This is a genomic window from Serratia sp. LTN-2, assembly GCF_059740205.1.
On record NZ_JCAXDO010000001.1, the window covers coordinates 420,436 to 442,865 of the forward strand.

Below are 22,430 nucleotides of genomic sequence, written 5' to 3' on the forward strand. Positions count from 1 at the left end.
AAACAATCAGGGCGCCTTGCGGCGCCCTTTTTATTGCTCGATTTACAGCATCTTCCTGATCACATAGTGCAGGATACCGTCGTTTTCGTAGTAGGTCAGCTCATTGCCAGTATCGATACGGCAACGGGTGTCAATCACCTCTTTGCGCCCGTCGGCATAGGTGATGTGCACCGGCACCGTCTGGCCCGGCTGCAGCTGTTGCAGGCCGCCGACGCTGATCTGCTCGTCCCCGGTCAGCCCCAGCGTTTTGCGCGTCACCCCCTGTGGGAACTCCAGCGGCAAAATGCCCATGCCGATCAGGTTGGAGCGGTGAATGCGTTCGAAGGATTCGGCGATCACCACCCGCACGCCCAGCAGGCGCGGCCCTTTCGCCGCCCAGTCACGGCTAGAGCCGGAACCGTACTCTTTACCGGCAATCACCGCCAGCGGCACCTTCTCTTGCTGATACTGCATCGCGGCGTCGTAGATAGACAGCTGCTGCTGCGACGGAATATGACGGGTATAACCGCCCTCCACGCCCGGCACCATTTCGTTGCGGATACGGATATTGGCGAAAGTGCCGCGCATCATCACTTCATGGTTGCCGCGGCGCGAACCGTAGGAGTTGAAATCCTGCGGTGCCACGCCGTGCTCGCTCAGATAACGCCCCGCCGGGCTGTCGCGCTTGATATTCCCCGCCGGCGAAATGTGGTCGGTGGTCACCGAGTCGGCCAGTATCGCCAGAATGCGCGCATCCTTGATGTCTTGCACCGGATCCGGCTTCACCTTCATGGTGCTGAAGAACGGCGGATGGCGGATATAGGTCGAGTCTTCCTGCCACTGATAGGTCGCCGAACCGGTCACCTGGATCGCCTGCCAGTTGGCGTCGCCGTCGAACACTTCGCCGTATTCCTTGTGGAACATCTCGGTGCGCACCTCTTCCACCGCCTGAGCGATGTCCTGGCTGCTCGGCCAGATGTCCTTCAGGTAAACAGGTTGACCGTCGTTGCCCTCGCCGAGCGGCTCTTTGCTCAGATCAATCTTCATGCTGCCCGCCAGCGCATAGGCCACCACCAGCGGCGGCGAGGCCAGCCAGTTGGTTTTCACCAGCGGGTGGATGCGCCCTTCGAAGTTACGGTTGCCTGACAGCACCGCGCCCACGGTCAGATCGCCCTCTTTGATCGCCTGTTCGATCGGATCCGGCAGCGGACCCGAGTTACCGATGCAGGTGGTACAGCCATACCCCACCAGGTTGAAACCCAACTCTTCCAGATAGGCAGTGAGTTTGGCGCTGTCGAAATAGTCGGTCACCACTTTGGAGCCCGGCGCCAACGAGGTTTTTACCCAGGGCTTGCTGCGCAGCCCCTTCTTGACGGCGTTTTTCGCCAGCAGGCCGGCCGCCATCATCACGCTCGGGTTGGAAGTGTTGGTGCAAGAGGTGATCGCCGCGATCACCACCGCGCCGTCGCGCAGTTCGTGCTGCTGCCCGTCCAGCGTAAAGGTTTTGCTGTCGGCCTTGGCCTTGTGCCCACCGATATCCAGTTCGGTAGCGGCCTTGAACGCCTGCGGCACATTCGGCAGCGCGACGCGATCCTGCGGGCGTTTCGGTCCGGCGAGGCTGGCTTCCACCGTCGACATGTCCAGCGCCAGCGAGCTGGTGAAGACCGGTTCATCCCCCGGATGGCGCCACATGCCCTGCGCCTTGGCGTAAGCCTCTACCAGCGCGATTTGTTCGGCGCTGCGGCCGCTGAGTTTCATATAGCCGAGCGTAACGTCATCCACCGGGAAGAAGCCGCAGGTGGCGCCGAATTCCGGCGACATGTTGGCGATGGTCGCACGGTCCGCCAGCGGCAGATCGGCCAGGCCGTCGCCGTAGAACTCGACGAACTTGCCGACCACGCCGTGCTTGCGCAGCATTTGGGTGACGGTCAGCACCAGGTCAGTGGCGGTAATCCCCTCTCTGAGCTTACCGGTCAGCTTGAAGCCGACCACGTCGGGGATTAACATCGACACCGGCTGGCCCAGCATCGCCGCTTCCGCTTCGATGCCGCCGACGCCCCAACCGAGGATGCCCAGGCCGTTGATCATGGTGGTGTGGGAGTCGGTGCCCACCAGCGTATCCGGATAGGCCACGCGGCGGCCGCTTTCGTCGCTGTGCCAGACCGTTTGGCCAAGGTATTCGAGGTTAACCTGGTGACAGATGCCGGTGCCTGGCGGCACCACGCGGAAGCGGTTGAAGGCTTTCTGCCCCCAACGCAAGAAGGTGTAGCGCTCGTGGTTACGCTGCATCTCGATACGCACGTTGTCTTCAAAGGCGTTGTCATCGCCGAATTCATCGACGGTGACCGAGTGGTCAATCACCAGATCCACCGGCGACAGCGGGTTCACCTGGTCGACGTTGCCGCCCAGCCGCCGCACCGCTTCGCGCATCGCCGCCAGATCGACCACCGCCGGGACGCCGGTAAAATCCTGCATCAGCACGCGCGCCGGACGGTAGGCGATCTCACGGTCAGCATGGCCGGTTTGCAGCCAGGCGACGATGGCCTTGAGGTCGTCAACCTGCACGGTGTCGCCATCCACATGGCGCAGCAGGTTCTCCAACAGCACTTTCATCGATTTCGGCAACCGGTCGATATCACCCAGCTGCTTCGCTGCCAGCGGCAGACTGTAATAGTAATACTCGCTATTCAGCGCAACCAGCTTATCCATACTTGTTTCACGAAGATCGGACGACATAGCTCCTCCATTTCTTATTGTGAGTAAAACAGGGTAATTACTGAGGTCTTGTTTAAAGATACCACAAAGATAAGTTAACGATTTGATAACAACACGTTTTGCACACAACGATAGGCGGGAACAATCAACGGGAAGAAAGGATCAACACGGCCAAGGGGTTAGACTGCGCGCCAACAAAAACGCCGCAACGATGCGGCGCTTTAGCACGAAAAGGCAGGTTTACAATGGTGCAGCGGGGAAATCCATGCCCACCACCGCCAGCTGATTCTTACGGCCCTTCTTCACCTGGATGCCCATCCCTTTATGCAGCAGATGCATCTGGCCAGGCTGAACCAGGGCTTTGGCGGTGTGAAGGCGGGTGTCGCCCGGCAGATAAAAATCGACGTCAAAGAAAAAATCATTACCGTATCGGGTGTTGGTTTGCCGACAGGACTCGAGGCGCGAGGCGATAATCTCGCCTTGCCAGCTGTCCTTGCTGAGATAGTTTTTAACCGCGGACATCTCGCTCGAGTTACCGCCGTTATTTTTAAAAATACAGTAAAAGAAAATACCCATCACGACAGGGGTGGCGATCCCCGCATACAGGAAGTACTTCGACATATCAGCCAGAGACATAAGTGTGCTGCTCCATTTTATGTAATTATAAACAACGAGTTATTCGTTACATTCAGCGTTCTGTTGCTGATATTGGTCACCTCGATATTCACCACCACACCGTTCGTTTCCGTTTTAAACGCCGTCTTTGAAAACTCTTTCAGCTTATAAGAATTTGACAAGCCTGTCAGGCTGTTGGACACGCCAACAATGCTGCTGGTTATCGCCGATGCCGATACGCTGTTGCCGGTGATACTTTCGCTGAAGGCGGTCACGGTCAGGCTGTGCAACTTGGGATTGAACACGGACTCCGGCGCTTCCAGGGTGATCTTTTCACCGCTGACAATCTTGATTTGATGCGGGCTGTAAATCGTAATGGTTCCCGCGTTGACGTTTTGCGTCCAGTCGCCGCTATTGATGTTGGTGGTAACGCCGTCTTTGATCGATTCATTGACGCCGCCTTTGATCTCGCGTGTGACGCCGCCGGTGACGTCCTCTTTATGGCCGCCGGCACCGATCTTAACCTCCCGCCCTTTATCCAGAGTCTCGGTCAGTTTGCCGGTGACATGGTGGCTTTCATTCCCGTCGATATCGCTGGTGCGGTCGCCTTTGATCGTAACCTTGTCGCCGCCGTCTTTAATGTCGAACGTCCGCCCCGCCTTGATCTCCGTTGCGACGCCGCCATTAAAATAGCCGGTTTCTTTTTGATCCACCGTGGTGGTGCGCTGGCCTTTGTAGTGGAAGGTGGCGTTGCCCGTCACTTCGTCTTGCTGTTGCTTGAGGATAGTTGTCGTCCGGTTGCCGTCGATATTGACCTGCTGGTCATTTTCCACCGAAACCTTCATATCCTTTTCGGAATGCAGCTCTACAGCCTCGCTGCCCGCCTTATCTTCGAAAAACAGATAGCTGGCATTGTCCCGGCTGCCGTCCTTACTGCGGGTCATAAAGCCCATTTGCGTCGCCGCCGCCGGCAACACCCACGGCGGCATGCTCGCTTCATTGTAGACGCGCCCGGTGACAATCGGCCGGTCCGGATCGCCGTTGATAAAGTCCACCACCACTTCATCCCCGACGCGCGGTATTTGTACCGAACCGAACCCTTGCCCCGCCCAAGCGCTCGAGACCCTTACCCAGCACGAACTGGTGTCATCCCCTTTGGCGCGGCGATCCCAGTGAAACTTCACTTTTATCCGGCCGTATTTGTCCGTCCAGATATTCTCGCCGGCAGGCCCTACCACCCTGGCCGTTTGCGGGCCATAGGTGCGCGGCCACGGCGTCACCGTCAGCGGGCGAAAAACGGTGGCGGCCGGGATAACCGTAAAGTCGATGCGATGTACCGTTTCGCCTTCTTCGCCGCTGGCGTAGCGGTTCTCGGAGAACGTGTAATCGGCGGCCGTCGTCAGGTATTCGCCGTTATCGCTGAAAAACGGGGCGTTGATCAGGGTAAAGGTGTAGCCCGGCGCCACTCCAATCGCCGTTGCGGTGCCGTGTATCTGTTGATGTTCCACCTGCCAGCGCTCCTGGCGCACGCGTGCGTAGAACTCCCCATCAGCGTGTTCGACATAGCGGCCCGGCCAATCGTAGACGTCGATGCTGCCCGGCATCGGCGAGGCCGGGTTTTGGCGTGCCTGGAACAGCCAGGCGTTCGGCTTGCGGAAGTCATAGTCGTCCAGGCCGTAAATGCCAGGCGTCACGCTGTCTTCCGGTGCCCATTGCCCGATGCCCTGTTCGAGGGTGCTGCCGCCAGACGGAGTCTGATGGTAGGGAATCGTCTCGTAGCCGCTAAACGGCTGATACTGCCCTGCCGCATCCGTCAGCACCAACGTGTGACGGCCAGCCTCATGGCGAAAGTGGTAAACGATCCCCTCCAGCTCCATGAGGCGGCTGATGAAGTCGAGACTGCTCTCCTGATACTGAACGCAGTAATCCCACACCCGATAGTGACCGGTGAGTTTATCCTCTACGTTCACCTGATATTCGCTGAGCAAAGCACGCACCGTTTGCGGCACCGTCTGGCCCTGGAAGATGCGCAGATTGCGATCGCGCTTCATCGGCCATAGATCCGATTCCACCGTCAGCGTATACACGGCATAACGCGTGCCACTTAACTCGACGGCGCTGACGGCCACGCGAGTCACCTTGCCATTGATATGGCGATCCGCTGACAGCAGCCCCGTCGGCAGAGTTACCGTGACCGGTTGCCCCAACAGCTCGCTGCGATTAATACGGGCATCGCGGCCCAGCAAGGTCAGCGTCAGCGCAAAAGGCTCGGACAAGGCTTCACGGCCCGCCAGCTTCCAAAAAAGCAGGCCCTCAACGGGCAATTGGACAGAGATACGGCTGGTCATGAGATAAGCGGCTCCGGTGACAATTGGTTAGCATCACTTTAACTTCCGAGAGAAAAAAAACTCTTTGCCAGAACAAAAACGCCTCATTTTCGGAGGATTCCTAACCAGCAGGACACAGGCCGCCTCAACGCAGAATGGGGGTATTCAGAAACTTAATGGAAATGGCAGAGGGAGTTTGGTCTGGCGCAAGAGCACCTCAACGCGTTCCCCTGGCCAAGATTGGATTAGCGCAATTTGCGAATGGGGCGGTTTATGCCGCAGGCGCTTGCTCATAAAAAACCCGGAGAGGCGCTGACCTGTCCGGGTGTGGTTTGATGTCGTCAACGCGGGGGATTATTTGATCGGCAGCTTGATGTCTTTGAACATGGCTTCGATCTCTTCGTTGGAGCGCAGCGCCACCGCGCTGTCGACCACGTCGCGCGTCAGGTGCGGCGCGAAGCGCTGAATGAAGTCGTACATGTAGCTGCGCAGGAAGGTGCTGCGGCGGAAGCCAATCTTGGTGGTGCTGTAAGTGAAGATATCGCGCGCATCCACCGTCACCAGGTCCGGATCCTGCACCGGATCCACCGCCATGCTGGCGATAACCCCTACCCCCAATCCCAGGCGCACGTAGGTTTTGATCACGTCGGCGTCGGTGGCGGTAAAGACGATGCGCGGCGTCAGGCCGGCGCGGTTGAAGGCGGTATCCAGCTCCGAACGGCCGGTGAAACCGAAGGTGTAAGTGACGATCGGATAAGCCGCCAACTCTTCAATGCTGATGCTGCTTTTGCCCGCCAAAGGATGATCGGGTTTCACCACCACCGCGCGGTTCCAGTGATAGCACGGCAACATAATGAGATCGTCGTACAGGTGCAGCGCTTCGGTGGCGATAGCGAAATCGGCGGTGCCCTTGGAGACCGCTTCGGCGATCTGCGTCGGCGAGCCCTGATGCATGTGCAGCGAGACGCGCGGATAACGCTCGATAAAGCCCTTGATCACGTTAGGCAAAGCATAGCGTGCCTGAGTATGCGTGGTGGCGACGTACAGCGAGCCTTTGTCCGGGTAGGTGTGTTCACCGGCCACGGCTTTAATAGCGTCCACCTTGGACAGCACTTCACGCGCGATGCGAATGATTTCCTGGCCTGCCGGGGTGACCTGGGTCAGGTGTTTGCCGCTGCGGGCGAAAATCTGGATGCCCAGCTCGTCTTCGAGCATGCGCACTTGTTTACTGATGCCGGGTTGCGAGGTATAGAGCCCTTCTGCCGTTGAGGAGACATTCAGGTTGTGGTTAACCACTTCCACAATGTAACGAAGCTGCTGCAATTTCATATCTTATACCATCCTAGGTTAAACACTGCGGCTTACCCGCAGCCAGGTATATCGGTGTCGCCCCGGTATGCTGAAACTCACAAGCCATAAACACCGTGTTTTACCCTGATGGTGAAGAAAACGCCGTTGTTAATAAGCTTTAATAATAAAAAAACTTTTTATATAACCACTATACCACGTTGCAGCTTCAAGTATAGATCCGCGTCACACTATGATAACGATTATTTTGCATTGGTATCAACGTGAAACGGCGGCGGTGGAGGGATAAAAGCAGCAAAGCATAGATCCGTTATCCTCTTTTCACCAATAAAAAAACCAGCCGCCAGGGCTGGTTTTTCTTCTTGCAGGCGGAATGCGGCCTTACTTCTTGCCTTCAACCCACTTGCCGTCCACGTAAAACGCGGACCAGCCGGTCGCCTTGCCGTCTTTCTCGGAAGAGACATACTGCTGCTTGGTTTTGCGGCTGAAACGCACCAGCGTTTTATTGCCTTCGGCATCCGCCACCGGCGCATCGGCCAGGTAGCGCAGCTTCTCCGGCAGACGATCCTTGAAGCGAGCCAGCTCTTCCACCAGCGGCGCGCGGGTTTCACGCGATTTAGGGAAGGTGTTGGCCGCCAGGAACACGCCGGCCGCGCCATCACGCAGCACGAAATAGGCGTCGGACTTCTCGCACGGCAGCTCCGGCAACGGCACCGGATCTTCCTTCGGCGGCGCAACATCGCCGTTACGCAGGATCTTGCGGGTGTTTTTGCAGTTCTCGTTGGTGCAGCCCATGTACTTGCCGAAACGACCCATTTTCAGGTGCATTTCGGAACCGCACTTGTCGCACTCAACGACCGGACCGTCGTAACCTTTGAGGCGGAACTCGCCCTCTTCGATCTCATAGCCGTCGCACGCCGGATTGTTACCGCACACGTGCAGCTTACGCTGGTTATCGATCAGATAGCTGTCCATCGCGGTACCGCATTTCTTGCAGCGGCGACGGGCGCGCAGCGCGTTGGTTTCCGCGTCGTCGCCTTCAAGGATGTTGAGCACTTCCGCTTCCGGCACCAGGTTGATGGTGGTTTTGCAGCGCTCTTTCGGCGGCAGTGCATAGCCGGAACAGCCGAGGAACACGCCGGTACTGGCGGTGCGAATGCCCATCTTGCGGCCGCAGGTCGGGCAGTCGATGCTGGTCATTACCATCTGGTTAGGCCGCATGCCGCCTTCTTCCGGATCCTTCTCAGCCGTTTCCAGCTGTTCGCTGAAGTCGACGAAGAACTCGTCCAGCACCGCTTTCCACTCGGCCTGGTTGTTGGCGACCTCATCGAGGCCGTCTTCCATGCGGGCGGTGAAGTCATAGTTCATCAGCTCGCGGAAGTTCTCTTCCAGACGATCGGTGACGATCTCACCCATTTTTTCGGCATAGAAGCGGCGGCTTTCCACCCGCACATAACCGCGATCCTGAATGGTCGAGATGATGGAGGCGTAGGTGGACGGGCGGCCGATACCGCGTTTTTCCAGCTCTTTCACCAGCGAAGCTTCGCTGTAACGCGCCGGTGGCTTGGTGAAGTGCTGGCTCGGGATCAGTTTCTGCAGATCCAGTTCGCTGCCGATTTCGACGTAAGGCAGCGTGCGATCTTCATCGCCCTTGCGCAGCGCCGGCATCACCTTGGTCCAACCGTCAAAGCGCAGCGTGCGGCCCTTGGCGCGCAGCTGATAATCGCCGGCTTTCACCGTCAGCGTGGTGGAATCGTATTGCGCCGGCGTCATCTGACAGGCGACGAACTGGCGCCAAATCAGCTGATACAGCTTCTGCGCGTCCGCTTCCATGTCTTTCAGCTGCTCGGCGAGCACGTTCACGTCCGAAGGACGGATCGCTTCGTGCGCTTCCTGAGAATTCTCTTTGCTGCTGTACTGGTTTGGCGCCTTCGGCAGGTATTTGTCGCCGAAGTTGTCGCCGATATAGCCACGCACCATGTTGAGCGCGTCCTGGCTCAGGTTGGTGGAGTCGGTACGCATATAGGTGATGTGGCCGGCTTCATACAGCCGTTGCGCCATCATCATGGTTTTCTTCACGCCGAAGCTCAGGCGGGTACTGGCGGCCTGTTGCAGCGTGGAGGTAATGAAAGGCGCGCCCGGCTTGCTGCTGGTCGGTTTATCTTCGCGATCCAGCACCGTGTAGCGGGCTTTTTCCAGCAGTTTGACCGCGGCGTGAGTCTGCTCGCGGTTGACCGGTTTGAACGGTTTGTCGTGCGCGTGGGTCACTTCCATCTGCAGCGCGGTTTCACCCTTCGCCAGCAGATCGGCATGCAGCTCCCAGTACTCTTCCGGCACGAAAGCCTTGATGTCGCGCTCACGCTCAACCACCAGGCGTACCGCCACCGACTGCACGCGGCCGGCGGACAGGCCGCGGGCGATTTTTTTCCACAGCAGCGGCGAGACCATATAGCCCACCACGCGGTCCATAAACCGGCGCGCCTGCTGCGCGTTGACGCGATCAATGTTCAGCTCGCCCGGCTGTTTGAACGCCTGTTGGATCGCGTTTTTGGTGATTTCGTTAAACACCACGCGGCTAAAGCGTTTGTCATCCCCACCGATCACTTCCCGCAGGTGCCAGGCGATGGCTTCCCCTTCGCGGTCAAGGTCGGTTGCGAGATAAATGTGGTCGGCGTTTTCCGCCAACGATTTTAACTCGGCGACCACTTTTTCTTTACCCGGCAGGATTTCGTAATGCGCTTTCCAACCGTGGTAAGGGTCGACGCCCATGCGATTTACCAGCGCCGCCTTCTCATCTTTTTTAACTTTTTTCTTGGCTTTGTCTTCGGTTGAGTCAGCGCTCTTTTTGCTGGCTGAGCCACTGGTCGGCAAATCACGGATATGACCGACGCTGGACTTCACCACGTAGTCATTTCCTAAATATTTATTAATAGTTTTGGCTTTTGCCGGGGACTCAACTATTACGAGAGCTTTACCCATATTTACCTTTACCTAAATTTATTTCTTCTAAAAAGAAGTCTTTTATCTCGCCGTGCCGCGGCAATTCGTGTCTCTTTTTTATATTGCGGCAGTCTGGCAAGAGATCAACAGATTTTTTTCTTTTGGCTGCCCAACTGCTCAACCTGAACGCAAGTTGTTGATCCTGCCTGCTATTCACTCATGCCCCAGAAGTATGGCTGTGCGAGTTTTATTCATAGCGTAAACAAAACCTTCCACCAGACGCCGCAAAATCCCACACTGTACCTGATAAAAAGCGTCACGCAACCTAATTAGCACGGAAAGACCGATTTCGCCAACCGGCGGCCACCCATGGCCATCCAGACGGCAAATAAACCTTAGTCGGTTTGCGGATAAAAGCGAACCGGCGTTAGAATATGCGCAGCGTTTTTTGTTTGGAGTCTAATAAATGTACACAAATACTGCACCTATCGGCCGCGAGGCCCTGCTGGCGGAAGCAAATAACATCATCCGCCAACACGAAGATTATCTGCACGGCATGATCGCCACCGACGTTGAACAAAAAAACGGCGTTCTAGTTTTCCGCGGCGAATACTTTTTAGATGCCGACGGGCTGCCCACCGCCAAAACCACCGCCGTATTTAATATGTTTAAACATTTGGCGCATCTGCTTTCGGAAAAATACCATCTGGTCGATTGAGAAATGAAAACGGGGGCGCCAGGCCCCCGTTGATCCATACACTCACGCCGTTACAGCAGCGGTTTTTCCCCACGCTGCCACCAACGCAACAGCAAGCGATCGACGCTCTCCGCCGCGCTGCCGGTGAAACGGTCCATCAGGCGTTTGCGGCGCGCATAGCGCACGGCGACCACCTCGTGATTATCCAGTTCGGCGATCAGCAAATCGTCGCTGGTGCCGATGGCGTCGATCAATCCCTTCTCTTTAGCCTGCGAACCGAACCAGTGCTCACCGGTGGCGACGCTATCGATGTCCAGCGATGGGCGCTGCTCATGCACGAAGCGCTTGAACAGCTCATGCGTTTCGTTCAGATCTTCGCGGAACTTCTCGCGCCCCTGCTCGGTGTTTTCACCGAACAGCGTCAGCGTGCGTTTGAACTGCCCGGCGGTGTGCAGCTCCACATCGATGTCGTTCTTCTTCAACAGGCGATGGAAGTTAGGGATCTGCGCCACCACGCCGATGGAACCGATGATGGCGAACGGCGCCGCCACGATGCGATCCGCGACGCAGGCCATCATGTAGCCGCCGCTGGCCGCCACTTTATCCACCGCCACCGTCAGGCGAATGCCGCCCTTGCGCAGGCGCTCCAGCTGCGAGGCCGCCAGACCGTAGCCGTGCACCACCCCGCCCGGGCTTTCCAGACGCAGCAGCACCTCATCCTGCGCCGTGGCTACGGCCAGCACCGCCGAGATCTCTTCCCGCAGCGACGTCACCTCGTGCGCGTCCATGCTGCCCTTGAAGTCCAGCACATACAGGCACGGCTTGCTCACTTCGACCGCGCCGGACTTGGCGCGCTGCTTTTTCAGCTTGTCGTCGGCCTTGGTCTGCTTCTTGAACTGTTTCAGCCACACCTTCTGCTCGGCGGCATCCATGCGCGCCAGACGCATATCGCGTTGCATCTCGCGATACTGTTCGCCGAGATCGGTCAGCTGCAGCTCCCCTTTTTGGCGGCTCTTGCGTTGCCCCAAACTGACCGCCAGTATGGCCAACGCGGCGATGGCCAGCACCACCGTAGCGACCTTGGCCAGAAACAGGCCATAAACAGATATAAACTCCACAGATTCCGCCTTTATTTACAGGTTGTTAGTATGCTTCTTTCCATTTTAGCCAACCACGGCGGCTGCTGTCGCGGCTAAATGAAAATTCGTTGCGTCCTGCACGTCACTATGGGGACGATTGGCCACCGAACCAAGCCACCGCCGCACCGCTTTTGTTACAAAAGAATGCCATTTCAGCCAGCTACGCATTGAAAATGCGCACGGATTAAGGCATATAACACCCATTATTCATCAATACGATGAGACAGATTCGCTGCGCGGCCCGCAGGCGGTCGAGCCTTCGCTCCCGCCCCGGCCGCGCGTTTCACCCTTGCTCCCCATTATCAGCGGGAGAACAGCCACCCAGGCGAGGATTTATCGTGCATTACCAACCCAAACAAGATCTGCTCGAACAACGCATCATTTTGGTCACCGGCGCCGGCGACGGCATCGGCCGCGAAGCGGCGCTGACCTACGCGCGTTTTGGCGCCCAGCTGGTTCTGCTGGGGCGCACCGAAAGCAAACTGCAGGCGGTTCAACAAGAGATCGCGGCCCAGGGCGGCGCCCCGGCGCGGGTAGTGACGCTGGACTTGCTGCACGCCACGCCGGAGCAATGCCGGCAAATCGCCGACGATCTGGCGCGCCAGCTCCCACGGCTGGACGGCGTGCTGCACAACGCCGGCCTGCTCGGTGACATCGCACCGATGGCCGATCTGTCGATGACCATGTGGCAAGAGGTGATGCAGGTTAACGTCAACGCCACCTTTATGCTGACTCAGGCGCTGCTGCCGCTGCTGCTGAAATCCCACGCCGGTTCACTGGTGTTCACCAGCTCCAGCGTCGGACGTACCGGCCGCGCCGACTGGGGCGCCTATGCGGTATCGAAGTTCGCCACCGAAGGTATGATGCAGGTGTTGGCCGATGAATACAAAAATCGCAATCTGCGGGTAAACTGCATCAATCCGGGGGGAACTCGCACCAAAATGCGCGCATCCGCCTTCCCGCACGAAGACAAGAACAAGCTGAAAACCCCGGCCGACATCATGCCGCTGTATCTGTATCTGATGGGCGAAGACAGCCGTCGCAAAACCGGCATGAGCTTCGACGCTCAGCCGAATCGTAAACCCGGCGCGGCCGAATAATAAGGAGGGTTTTCATGGCGGAAGATCGTCATCAACAGCGCCAGCAACGCCTGAAAGAACAGGTCGATGCGCGCATCGCCGCCGCGCAGGAAACGCGCGGCCTGCTGCTGGTGTTTACCGGCAACGGTAAGGGCAAGAGCACCGCCGCTTTCGGCACCGTCACTCGTGCGGTGGGTCACGGCATGCGCGCCGGTGTGATTCAGTTCATCAAGGGCGAATGGCCCAATGGCGAAAAGAATCTGCTGCAGCAACACGGCGTTGAGTTTCAGGTGATGGCCACCGGCTTCACCTGGGAAACGCAGAACAAGGCCGACGATACTGCCGCCTGCCAGGCGGTGTGGCAACACGGCAAGCGCATGCTGGCCGACAGCAGCCTGGATCTGGTGTTGCTGGACGAAGTGACCTACATGCTGACCTACGGCTATCTGGAACTGGAGGAGCTGAAGGCAGCGCTGCTGGGGCGTCCTGCGCACCAAACGGTGATCCTGACCGGGCGCGGATGCCATCGCGATCTGCTGGAACTGGCGGATACGGTCACGGAGATGCGGCCGGTGAAACACGCGTTCGACGCGGGTGTGAAGGCGCAACAGGGGATCGATTGGTAACACCAAGTTCTGGCCCCGAACGGGGCCAGAATGAGGGATTAACTGCGTTTGCTCGGCTTGCTCGGTTTACCCGGCTTGCTGCCCGGCGCACTGCGGCGGCCGCTGCCGGCTACCTGCGAGTGACGCTTGACCGCGCGACGGATCTGGTTAGCCTTCACGCGGCGGCGCTCACGCTCGACCGGCATCTTGCTGACCGTTTCCGGTTTCAATTCAACCAGCTCACGCAGGTAGTTGATCGCCGCCAGGTCCAGCTCAGCCCAACCGCCGCGCGGCAGGCCTTTCGGCAGGTCAATGTCGCCGTAGCGCACGCGGATCAGACGGCTTACCTGCACGCCCACCGCTTCCCACAGGCGGCGCACTTCACGGTTACGGCCTTCGGTCAGGGTCACGTTGTACCACTGGTTGAGACCTTCACCACCCTGGAAGCTGATGGTGCGGAAGGCGGCCGGGCCGTCTTCCAGCTGCACGCCCTTGCTCAGCTGCTTCACTTTCGCATCGTCGACCTGGCCGAACACGCGTACCGCGTACTCGCGTTCCACTTCGCGGCTCGGGTGCATCAGACGGTTGGCCAGTTCACCATCGGTGGTGAACAACAGCAGACCGGAGGTGTTGACGTCCAGCCGCCCTACCGCCACCCAGCGCGAACCGCGCAGCTTCGGCAGGCGATCGAACACCGTCGGGCGGCCTTCAGGATCGCTGCGGGTACACAGCTCGCCTTCCGGCTTGTAGTAAGCCAGCACGCGGCAAACCACCTCTTCGGATTCTTTGATCGACAGGACATGACCGTCCAGACGAATTTTCATCGCCGGCGTCACTTCAACGCGATCGCCCAGTTTGGCGACCTTGCCGTCGACGCTGACGCGCCCGGCTTCAATCATGGTTTCGATTTCACGACGCGAGCCATGCCCGGCGCGCGCTAAAACTTTCTGTAACTTTTCGCTCATTGAGCAACCTCTAATGTCGCCTTCACAGGCGTCGGGGGGATAACCGCCGCGGCTGACCGCCACAGCGGTAATAATACGTTTATCAGGATCGAACCGCGCATTATACAGGCTTTCTAAGGTGTTGAAACCCACTTTATCGGCGGGGGCACCCTCGGGCGGCGTTCAATACGCCAAAAAATCCTCCACCGCCCACAGCACCGCGTCAGGCCGTTCCAGAATGCCGAGATGGGTGCGCGCCTCGCCTAAACGCACCACGGAGAAAAACGGCTGCTCGGCGGCAAACATCTGCTGCTGCCGCAGGTAGTCGTCACGGCGATCCAACGAGTAAATATGGCGGCACGGCGGCGGCACACTCATCCCCGCCAGGCGTTGCAGCGGCGAACCGAATTGCCGATAGGCCTGTTCGATGGCCACGCCGGCGGCGCGCCAAAGCCGGCAATCCTCCTGCGCCATCTCGACCTCCAGGTGGCGTTTAACCTCAACATGGTTGATTCCCCCCTGCCAGAAGTCAAACAAGGCGTCTCGCGCCGCCAGCCATTGTTGCGGCTGCTGCATGCGGCTTACCGCCGTAAAGAAAGCCGGCTCCGGCGGCGTCATGATCCAGTCGAGAAACACCATGCCGCGCACGCGCTGCGGCAACGCCTCGGCCAACGCCACCGCCAGCCAGCTGGCGTGCGCCACCGACAGAGTGACCACGTTGTCCAAATGCAGCGCCGTCAACAACTGACGCGCATCTTCCAGCAGATCGTCCGCCGTCAGCGACATCTCCGCCGCTTTTGACGACAGGCCGTGGCCGCGCCAATCGATGCTGATCACCCGGTAACGCTCGGCGGCCAGAGCGATGAACGGCTCGAACACGGTTTTCGGTTCACACCAGCCGGGCAGCAACACCAGCGTTATCGGCCCTGAGCCGATATCCTGATAGTCGAGCGTCACGTTGGCGCTGTGAAATACGGTCATGTTACCTCCTGCGCGTCTCTCCCCGACCCGTTCGGGGACTCTCGGGATGATAAGGTGACAGCGCAGCAGGCATTGATCTATTGAAGTTCGTGCGGAAAAGAACTCGAGCGCACCTTATGAAAAAATGCGCACCAATTGGAATAAGAAATTAATGACGCACGCAGGGATAGGCAGCTGTCAGCGCCAGCATAATCACCGACGGCGCGGAATAATGCAGCTGCTCAGGATGTTCGTTTAAATATTGCATTACCGCGTCGGCAGCTACGCCAATGCTCATCCCGGCCGCCGGGCAGATATTGCGATTGCCCTGCATGGAATAGGTATCGAATACGCCGGCGACGTATCCCATAAACATGCCGCCATTCAACGCTTCCGCCACGGTGGCTTCGCCGCTTTTATTTTTTACGTAACCGCCGGATTCCGACAGCAAGGCGCTGCCTGAATAAAAACCCGCATTTGCCATTGAGGAAAATAATAAGGCCGCTAAAAAAGAAACCTGTTTAATCATTGTTGCGCATCCTGCCCATTATCAATTCTGAAGTATTCAAGAATAGCGGCTTTCACGCGAAGTCGCGTCGTTTCGGCCGATTTTCAGATAATGGGCAAGGTGGCAACAATTTACATCAGCGGAAAGGCGCCGCGTCGCCCGCCCCTTCGCGCACCACTTCCGGCGAAGACTCGGTCAGATCGATAACCGTAGTCGGCTGTTGGCCGAGGAAGCCGCCGTGGATCACCAGATCGACCACCTTACCCAAGTGATCGTTGATCTCTTCCGGATCCGACTCGGCAAAATCATTGCCCGGCAGCATCAGAGTGGTGGACATCATCGGCTCGTTCAACGCCTCCAGCAGCGCCAGTGCGATCGGGTTCGACGGCACACGCAGACCGATGGTTTTGCGTTTTTCATTCATCAGGCGGCGCGGCACTTCTTTGGTCGCTTTCAGAATGAAGGTGTAGTTGCCTGGCGTATTGTTTTTGATCAGGCGGAACGCCGTATTGTCAACGTGCGCATAGGTCGACAACTCGGACAGATCGCGGCACATCAAGGTAAAGTTGTGGTTGCCGTCCAATTGGCGGATGCGGCAAATGCGCTCCATCGCCGCCTTTTCTTCCAGCATGCAGCCCAGCGCATAGCCGGAATCGGTGGGATAGACGATCACCCCACCCTTGCGCAGCGCCTCTACCGCCTGGTTGATCAAGCGCGGCTGCGGGTTGTCTGGGTGAATATAAAAAAGCTGACTCATGACTTGCTCCTAAAATGATGCCCGCGCGCGTCGCCACGCGCGTAAAATCAGACCGCCTCGCCCGACTGCGGCCAATCGCGCCACACCGGCTCGACGCCGCCCGGCAACCATAGCTTGCGCCCCAGCTCGATCCACGAACAAGGCTGATGAAAATCAGAACCTTGCGAGGCCAACAGGCGGTAATCCTGCGCGTATTTGGCCAGCTGAGTGCGCTCGTGCGGCGCCTGCTGACACTGCGCCACTTCCATGGCGTCACCGCCGTGTTCGGCGAAATGCACTAACAGACGCTTCAACCACTTCGCGGTCAGATCGTAACGGCCCGGATGCGCCATCACCGCCTGGCCGCCCGATTGATGAATCGCATCAATGGCTTGTTCTATTGTACACCACTGCGGCGGCACATAGCCGGTTTTGCCCTTGGCCAGGTATTTCTTGAACACCTGCGCCATATTGTCCGCCACGCCGATCTCCACCAGGTAACGGGCGAAATGGCCACGGGTTACCGCGCCGTCGCCCGCCAGCCGCTGGGCGCCGGCATAGGCGTCGGGAATGCGCGCTTTACCCAGCCGCACGCCGATCTCTTGCGCCCGTTGGTTGCGGCGTTCGGTTTGTGCCGCCAACAGCGACACCAGCGCCGGGTGCGCGACGTCCATGCCCAGCCCAACGATATGGATCTCATGATTTTCCCACAGCGTCGAGATCTCCACCCCGTTGACCAAGCGTAACGGCAACGCCTGTGCCGCAATGGCGGCGGCGGCCTCGGCCAGCCCGGCGGTGGTATCGTGATCGGTGATCGCCAGCACGCCCACGCGCATCTCAACCGCGCGCTGCACCAGCTGCGTCGGCGTCAGGTAGCCATCGGAGGCGGTCGTGTGGCTGTGGAGATCGTACAGAGTAAAAGCGGTGGATTGAGGGTTACTGTCTGTCAAAACGGCTATCCGGCAATGGCTTGGCTTTCTATCATACCCGCGATCGGCGGCCGGACGGAAATCTATTCTTCCCCCCAGCCGTAGGCGTCAGGCGGAGGATGAATAGAATTCACGCTGACCGCTAAAACATTGTGCAAAAAGAGGGTTGACTTTGCCTCGCCGAACCAGTTAACTAGTACACAAGTTCACGGCAACGGCCGTGTCGGATGAGAGTTAACAGAGAGAGTCTGCAAATGAACAAATACATTTCTCTTCACGGTTGGTGGCGTACCTCCCTCTTGCGGGCGGTGTAATCGCGCATAGCTGTCATCTGACAATGCAGATTTCCTGAGCCCGCACCTGATGCGGGCTTTTTTATGGACAGAATTCACTGGAACCACCGATGATGAACACCAAACCACAACTGACACTGCTGAAGGCGCAAGCCAGCTACCGGGGCGACCCCACCACCATTTTCCACCAGCTGTGCGGCGCGCGGCCGGCCACCCTGCTGCTGGAGTCGGCGGAAATCAACAGCAAACAGAATCTTCAGAGCCTGTTGGTGATCGACAGCGCGCTGCGCATCACCGCGCTGGGCCACACCGTCAGCGTGCAGGCGCTGACCGCCAACGGCGCGGCGCTGCTGCCGCTGCTGGACGAAGCGCTGCCGCCCGAGGTGCGCAATCAGGCACGCCCTAACGGCCGCGAGCTGACCTTCCCGACGATCGACGCGGTGCAGGACGAAGACGCCCGCCTGCGTTCACTGTCGGTGTTCGACGCGCTGCGCACGCTGCTGACGCTGGTCGACTCTCCGGCGGACGAGCGCGAAGCCGTGATGCTGGGCGGCCTGTTCGCCTATGACCTGGTCGCCGGTTTCGAAAACCTGCCGGCGCTGCGCCAGGATCAGCGTTGCCCGGACTTCTGCTTCTATCTGGCGGAAACTCTGCTGGTGCTGGATCACCAGCGCGGCTCGGCCCGCCTGCAGGCCAGCGTTTTCAGCGAACAAGCGAGCGAGACACAGCGCCTGCAGCAGCGTCTGGAACAGCTGCAGGCCGAGTTGCAACAAACCCCGCAGCCGATCCCGCACCAAAAGCTGGAGAACATGCAGCTGAGCTGTAACCAGAGCGACGAAGAGTACGGCGCGGTGGTCAGCGAGCTGCAGGAAGCGATCCGTCACGGCGAGATTTTCCAGGTGGTGCCGTCGCGCCGCTTCTCCCTGCCGTGCCCGGCGCCGCTGGCGGCCTACCAGACCTTAAAAGACAACAACCCCAGCCCGTACATGTTCTTCATGCAGGATGATGACTTCACCCTGTTCGGCGCTTCGCCGGAGAGCGCGCTGAAATACGATGCGGGCAATCGCCAAATTGAAATCTACCCGATCGCCGGCACCCGCCCGCGCGGTCGCCGTGCCGACGGTTCGTTGGATCTGGATCTCGACAGCCGTATCGAGCTGGAAATGCGCACCGACCACAAAGAGCTGGCCGAGCACCTGATGCTGGTCGATCTGGCGCGCAACGATCTGGCGCGCATCTGCCAGGCCGGCAGCCGCTACGTGGCCGACCTGACCAAAGTAGACCGCTATTCGTTCGTCATGCATCTGGTTTCCCGCGTGGTGGGCACCCTGCGCGCCGATCTCGACGTACTGCACGCCTACCAGGCCTGCATGAACATGGGCACCCTCAGCGGCGCGCCGAAAGTGCGGGCGATGCAGCTGATCGCCGCCTCCGAAGGCACGCGCCGCGGCAGCTACGGTGGCGCGGTGGGCTACTTCACCGCCACCGGCGATCTGGATACCTGCATCGTCATTCGCTCCGCCTACGTTGAAAACGGCATCGCCACCGTGCAGGCCGGCGCCGGCGTAGTGCTGGATTCCATCCCGCAGGCGGAAGCCGACGAAACCCGTAATAAAGCCCGTGCCGTGCTGCGCGCCATCGCCACTGCGCACCATGCCAAGGAGGTGTTCTGATGGCCGATATCCTGCTGCTCGACAACGTCGATTCCTTTACCTACAACCTGGTCGATCAGCTGCGCGCCAGTGGCCACCAGGTAGTGATTTACCGTAATCAGATCGCCGCCGAGGTGATCATCGAGCGTCTGCAACAGATGGAACAGCCGGTGCTGATGCTGTCGCCCGGCCCCGGCGCCCCTTCCGAAGCGGGCTGCATGCCGGAACTGCTGCAGCGTCTGTGCGGCCAACTGCCGATCATCGGCATCTGTCTCGGCCACCAGGCGATCGTCGAAGCCTACGGCGGCCAGGTCGGCCAGGCGGGTGAAATTCTGCACGGCAAAGCCTCGGCGATCGTTCACGACGGTGAAGGCATGTTCGCCGGCATGGTCAATCCGCTGCCGGTGGCGCGCTACCACTCGCTGGTCGGCAGCAACATCCCGGCCGACCTCACCGTCAACGCCCGTTTCGGCGAGATGGTGATGGCGGTGCGCGACGACCGCCGCCGCGTGTGCGGCTTCCAGTTCCACCCGGAATCGATTCTGACCACCCACGGCGCGCGCCTGCTTGAGCAGACCCTGGCCTGGGCGCTGGCGAAGTAATATAAGGAACACGACGATGCAACCTATTCTTGAGAAACTGTACCGCGCCGAGTCGATGAGCCAGCAGGAAAGCCAACAGCTGTTCAGCGCCATCGTGCGCGGCGAACTGGAGCCGAGCCAACTGGCGGCGGCGTTGATCAGCATGAAGGTCCGCGGCGAACGCCCGGAAGAGATCGCCGGCGCCGCCAAAGCGCTGCTGGACGACGCTCAGCCGTTCCCGCGCCCTGACTATCTGTTCGCCGATATCGTCGGCACCGGCGGCGACGGCACCAACAGCATCAATATCTCCACCGCCAGCGCCTTCGTGGCGGCGGCGTGCGGCGCGAAGATCGCCAAGCACGGCAACCGCAGCGTCTCCAGCCGCTCCGGCTCCTCGGATCTGCTGGCGGCGTTCGGCATCCGCCTGGATCTGCCGGCGGAAGAAGCGCGCAAGGCGCTGGACGATCTCGGCGTGTGCTTCCTGTTCGCGCCGCAGTACCACACCGGCTTTCGTCACGCCATGCCGGTGCGCCAGCAGCTGAAGACCCGCACGCTGTTCAACGTGCTGGGCCCGCTGATCAACCCGGCGCGTCCGCCGCTGGCGCTGATCGGCGTTTACAGCCCGGAACTGGTGTTGCCGATCGCCGAAACCCTGCGCGTGCTGGGCTATCAGCGCGCGGCGGTGGTCCACGGCGGCGGCATGGACGAGGTGGCGATCCACGCCCCGACGCACGTGGCAGAATTGAACAACGGCGAAATCAGCAGCTACCAGCTCACGCCGCAGTCCTTCGGATTGGAAACCTATCCGCTGGAAGCCTTGCTGGGCGGCACGCCGGAAGAAAACCGTGACATTTTGGCGCGGCTGTTACAAGGTAAAGGCGAGCCGGCGCACGCCGCGGCGGTCGCGGCCAACGTCGCGTTGCTTCTGAAGTTATTCGGACATGAAGACCTGCGCCAAAATGCGCGGCAGGCACTGGATATGATCAACAGCGGGCAGGCCTATGAGCGTGTCATCGCACTGGCGGCAAGAGGATAAATGATGCAGGAAACCGTGCTACACAAGATTGTCCGCGACAAAGCGCAATGGATCGCGGCGCGACAACAGCAACAGCCCCTGGCCGGCTTTCAGAATGACATCGTACCGAGCGAACGCAGCTTCTACCACGCGCTGCAGGGCACCCGGACGGCTTTCATTCTCGAATGCAAGAAGGCCTCGCCTTCCAAGGGACTGATTCGCGAGAATTTTGATCCGGTGGAGATCGCCTCGGTCTATAAAGATTTCGCCTCGGCGATCTCGGTGTTGACCGACGAGAAATACTTCCAGGGCAGCTTCGACTTCCTGCCGCTGGTCAGTCAAACCGTCAGCCAGCCGGTGTTGTGCAAAGACTTTATCATCGATCCGTATCAGATTTACCTGGCGCGCTACTATCAGGCCGACGCCATCCTGCTGATGCTGTCGGTGTTGACCGACGAACAGTACCGCCAACTGGCGGCAGTGGCCCACAGCCTCAATATGGGCGTGCTGACCGAAGTGATCAGTGAAGAAGAGCTGCAGCGTGCGATCGCGCTGGAAGCGCGGGTAGTCGGCATCAATAACCGCGATCTGCGCGATCTGAGCATCGACCTGAACCGCACCCGTCAGTTGGCGCCGCGCGTGCCGCACGGCGTGACGGTGATCAGCGAATCGGGCATCAACAACTACGGGCAGATTCGCGAGCTGAGCCACTACGCCAACGGCTTCCTGATCGGCAGCGCGTTGATGTCGGAACCCGATCTGCGCGCCGCCGTGCGCCGCGTGATCCTCGGTGACAACAAAGTGTGCGGACTGACTCGCCCACAGGACGCCGCCGCCGCTTATCAGGCCGGCGCCATCTACGGCGGGCTGATTTTCGTCGGCCGTTCACCGCGCTATGTGGACATCACCCGCGCCCGTGAAGTGATCTCCGGCGCGCCGCTGAAGTACGTCGGCGTATTCTGCGACGCCCAGGTCGATACCGTGGCGTTGACCGTTGAGCGTCTCGGCTTGCAGGCGGTTCAGCTGCACGGTGCGGAAGACCAGGCCTATATCAGCGCCCTGCGCGCCCGTTTGCCGGCCGATTGTCGCATCTGGAAAGCACTGAGCGTGAAAGATCGGGTGCCGGCGCGCGATCTGCAGCATGTCGATCGCTATCTGCTGGACAACGGCGCAGGCGGCACCGGCCAACGCTTCGACTGGTCGGTATTGCAAGGCGAAGACCTGACTAACGTCATGCTGGCGGGCGGCCTGCGCGCAGACAACTGCGTTGAAGCGGCCAAGCTCGGCTGCGCCGGTCTGGACTTGAACTCCGGCGTGGAAAGCGAACCGGGCATCAAAGATCCCGCGCGCCTGGCATCGGTTTTCCAAACCCTGCGCGCCTACTGAATATGGCTCTACATTAATAACG

16 protein-coding genes, 1 pseudogene and 1 other annotated feature are annotated in these 22,430 nt (G+C 59.4%); of the genes and pseudogenes, 6 read left to right on the forward strand and 11 right to left on the reverse strand.

All coding sequences use genetic code 11. The features are described 5' to 3' along the window. Positions 1-42 precede the first annotated feature (42 nt). The 5 genes from acnA to topA all read right to left on the reverse strand — a co-directional run bounded on the left by acnA (position 43) and on the right by topA (position 9,923). Positions 43-2,715: an aconitate hydratase AcnA gene (acnA, locus tag AC6BYQ_RS01890; protein WP_074054078.1), complete on the reverse strand. Its 2,673-nt coding sequence runs from the start codon at positions 2,713-2,715 to the stop codon at positions 43-45. 219 nt (positions 2,716-2,934) lie between these two features. Next, entirely contained in the window at positions 2,935-3,330 is a 396-nt protein-coding gene (locus AC6BYQ_RS01895; RefSeq protein ID WP_019452697.1) for a hypothetical protein, read from the reverse strand. Positions 3,331-3,347: 17 nt separating this feature from the next. Beyond that, positions 3,348-5,657, reverse strand: a complete 2,310-nt coding sequence (locus AC6BYQ_RS01900) for a type VI secretion system Vgr family protein (protein WP_440529062.1) — start codon at positions 5,655-5,657, stop codon at positions 3,348-3,350. 333 nt (positions 5,658-5,990) lie between these two features. Beyond that, the gene (gene cysB / locus AC6BYQ_RS01905) at positions 5,991-6,965 is read right to left on the reverse strand and encodes an HTH-type transcriptional regulator CysB (protein ID WP_004930690.1); all 975 of its coding nucleotides are present in this window, start codon (positions 6,963-6,965) and stop codon (positions 5,991-5,993) included. Positions 6,966-7,325: 360 nt separating this feature from the next. Next, positions 7,326-9,923, reverse strand: coding sequence for a type I DNA topoisomerase (topA, locus tag AC6BYQ_RS01910; protein WP_025159788.1), 2,598 nt, complete (start codon positions 9,921-9,923; stop codon positions 7,326-7,328). Between the two features lie 427 nt (positions 9,924-10,350). Here topA and AC6BYQ_RS01915 point away from each other — a divergent pair, with 427 nt between their 5' ends. Continuing rightward, entirely contained in the window at positions 10,351-10,602 is a 252-nt protein-coding gene (locus AC6BYQ_RS01915; RefSeq protein WP_019452700.1) for a YciN family protein, read from the forward strand. A gap of 50 nt (positions 10,603-10,652) precedes the next feature. On the opposite strand, the gene sohB is transcribed toward AC6BYQ_RS01915, so the two are convergent. Further along, positions 10,653-11,699 carry a protease SohB gene (gene sohB, locus AC6BYQ_RS01920; protein ID WP_019452701.1) on the reverse strand — a complete coding sequence of 349 codons (1,047 nt, stop codon included), beginning with the start codon at positions 11,697-11,699 and terminating at the stop codon, positions 10,653-10,655. A 359-nt stretch (positions 11,700-12,058) separates the two neighbouring features. Here sohB and AC6BYQ_RS01925 point away from each other — a divergent pair, with 359 nt between their 5' ends. Continuing rightward, positions 12,059-12,820, forward strand: a complete 762-nt coding sequence (locus AC6BYQ_RS01925; protein ID WP_074054076.1) for a YciK family oxidoreductase — start codon at positions 12,059-12,061, stop codon at positions 12,818-12,820. Between the two features lie 14 nt (positions 12,821-12,834). Beyond that, positions 12,835-13,425, forward strand: a complete 591-nt coding sequence (gene cobO, locus AC6BYQ_RS01930) for a cob(I)yrinic acid a,c-diamide adenosyltransferase (RefSeq protein WP_019452703.1) — start codon at positions 12,835-12,837, stop codon at positions 13,423-13,425. A 38-nt stretch (positions 13,426-13,463) separates the two neighbouring features. Here the strand turns inward: cobO and rluB are convergent, their stop codons facing one another. From rluB to rnm, 5 genes are all read right to left on the reverse strand, one after another. Beyond that, the gene (gene rluB / locus AC6BYQ_RS01935; RefSeq protein ID WP_063918438.1) at positions 13,464-14,369 is read right to left on the reverse strand and encodes a 23S rRNA pseudouridine(2605) synthase RluB; all 906 of its coding nucleotides are present in this window, start codon (positions 14,367-14,369) and stop codon (positions 13,464-13,466) included. A 162-nt stretch (positions 14,370-14,531) separates the two neighbouring features. Then, positions 14,532-15,329: an alpha/beta hydrolase gene (locus tag AC6BYQ_RS01940; protein ID WP_498056213.1), complete on the reverse strand. Its 798-nt coding sequence runs from the start codon at positions 15,327-15,329 to the stop codon at positions 14,532-14,534. 148 nt (positions 15,330-15,477) lie between these two features. Next, complete coding sequence (locus tag AC6BYQ_RS01945; RefSeq protein ID WP_019452706.1) at positions 15,478-15,837, reverse strand: Rap1a/Tai family immunity protein; 360 nt, start codon at positions 15,835-15,837, stop codon at positions 15,478-15,480. 115 nt (positions 15,838-15,952) lie between these two features. Further along, positions 15,953-16,573, reverse strand: a complete 621-nt coding sequence (locus AC6BYQ_RS01950; RefSeq protein WP_063918440.1) for an L-threonylcarbamoyladenylate synthase — start codon at positions 16,571-16,573, stop codon at positions 15,953-15,955. A gap of 47 nt (positions 16,574-16,620) precedes the next feature. Further along, positions 16,621-17,502, reverse strand: a complete 882-nt coding sequence (gene rnm, locus AC6BYQ_RS01955; protein WP_498056214.1) for an RNase RNM — start codon at positions 17,500-17,502, stop codon at positions 16,621-16,623. A 254-nt stretch (positions 17,503-17,756) separates the two neighbouring features. Further along, positions 17,757-17,860 (forward strand) — a sequence feature (Trp leader region). Positions 17,861-17,884: 24 nt separating this feature from the next. Between rnm and AC6BYQ_RS01960 the strand changes: the two genes are divergently transcribed. The 3 genes and pseudogenes from AC6BYQ_RS01960 (at position 17,885) to trpCF (ending at position 22,408) form a co-directional block, all read left to right on the forward strand. Beyond that, on the forward strand, positions 17,885-19,447 hold the full coding sequence (locus AC6BYQ_RS01960; RefSeq protein WP_197667999.1) for an anthranilate synthase component 1: 1,563 nt from the start codon (positions 17,885-17,887) through the stop codon (positions 19,445-19,447). Beyond that, positions 19,447-21,043: pseudogene (gene trpD, locus AC6BYQ_RS01965) on the forward strand (bifunctional anthranilate synthase glutamate amidotransferase component TrpG/anthranilate phosphoribosyltransferase TrpD). The gene AC6BYQ_RS01960 and the pseudogene trpD overlap by 1 nt, the downstream one beginning before the upstream one ends. A 3-nt stretch (positions 21,044-21,046) precedes the next feature. Beyond that, the gene (gene trpCF / locus AC6BYQ_RS01970; protein ID WP_498056318.1) at positions 21,047-22,408 is read left to right on the forward strand and encodes a bifunctional indole-3-glycerol-phosphate synthase TrpC/phosphoribosylanthranilate isomerase TrpF; all 1,362 of its coding nucleotides are present in this window, start codon (positions 21,047-21,049) and stop codon (positions 22,406-22,408) included. Positions 22,409-22,430 lie beyond the last annotated feature (22 nt).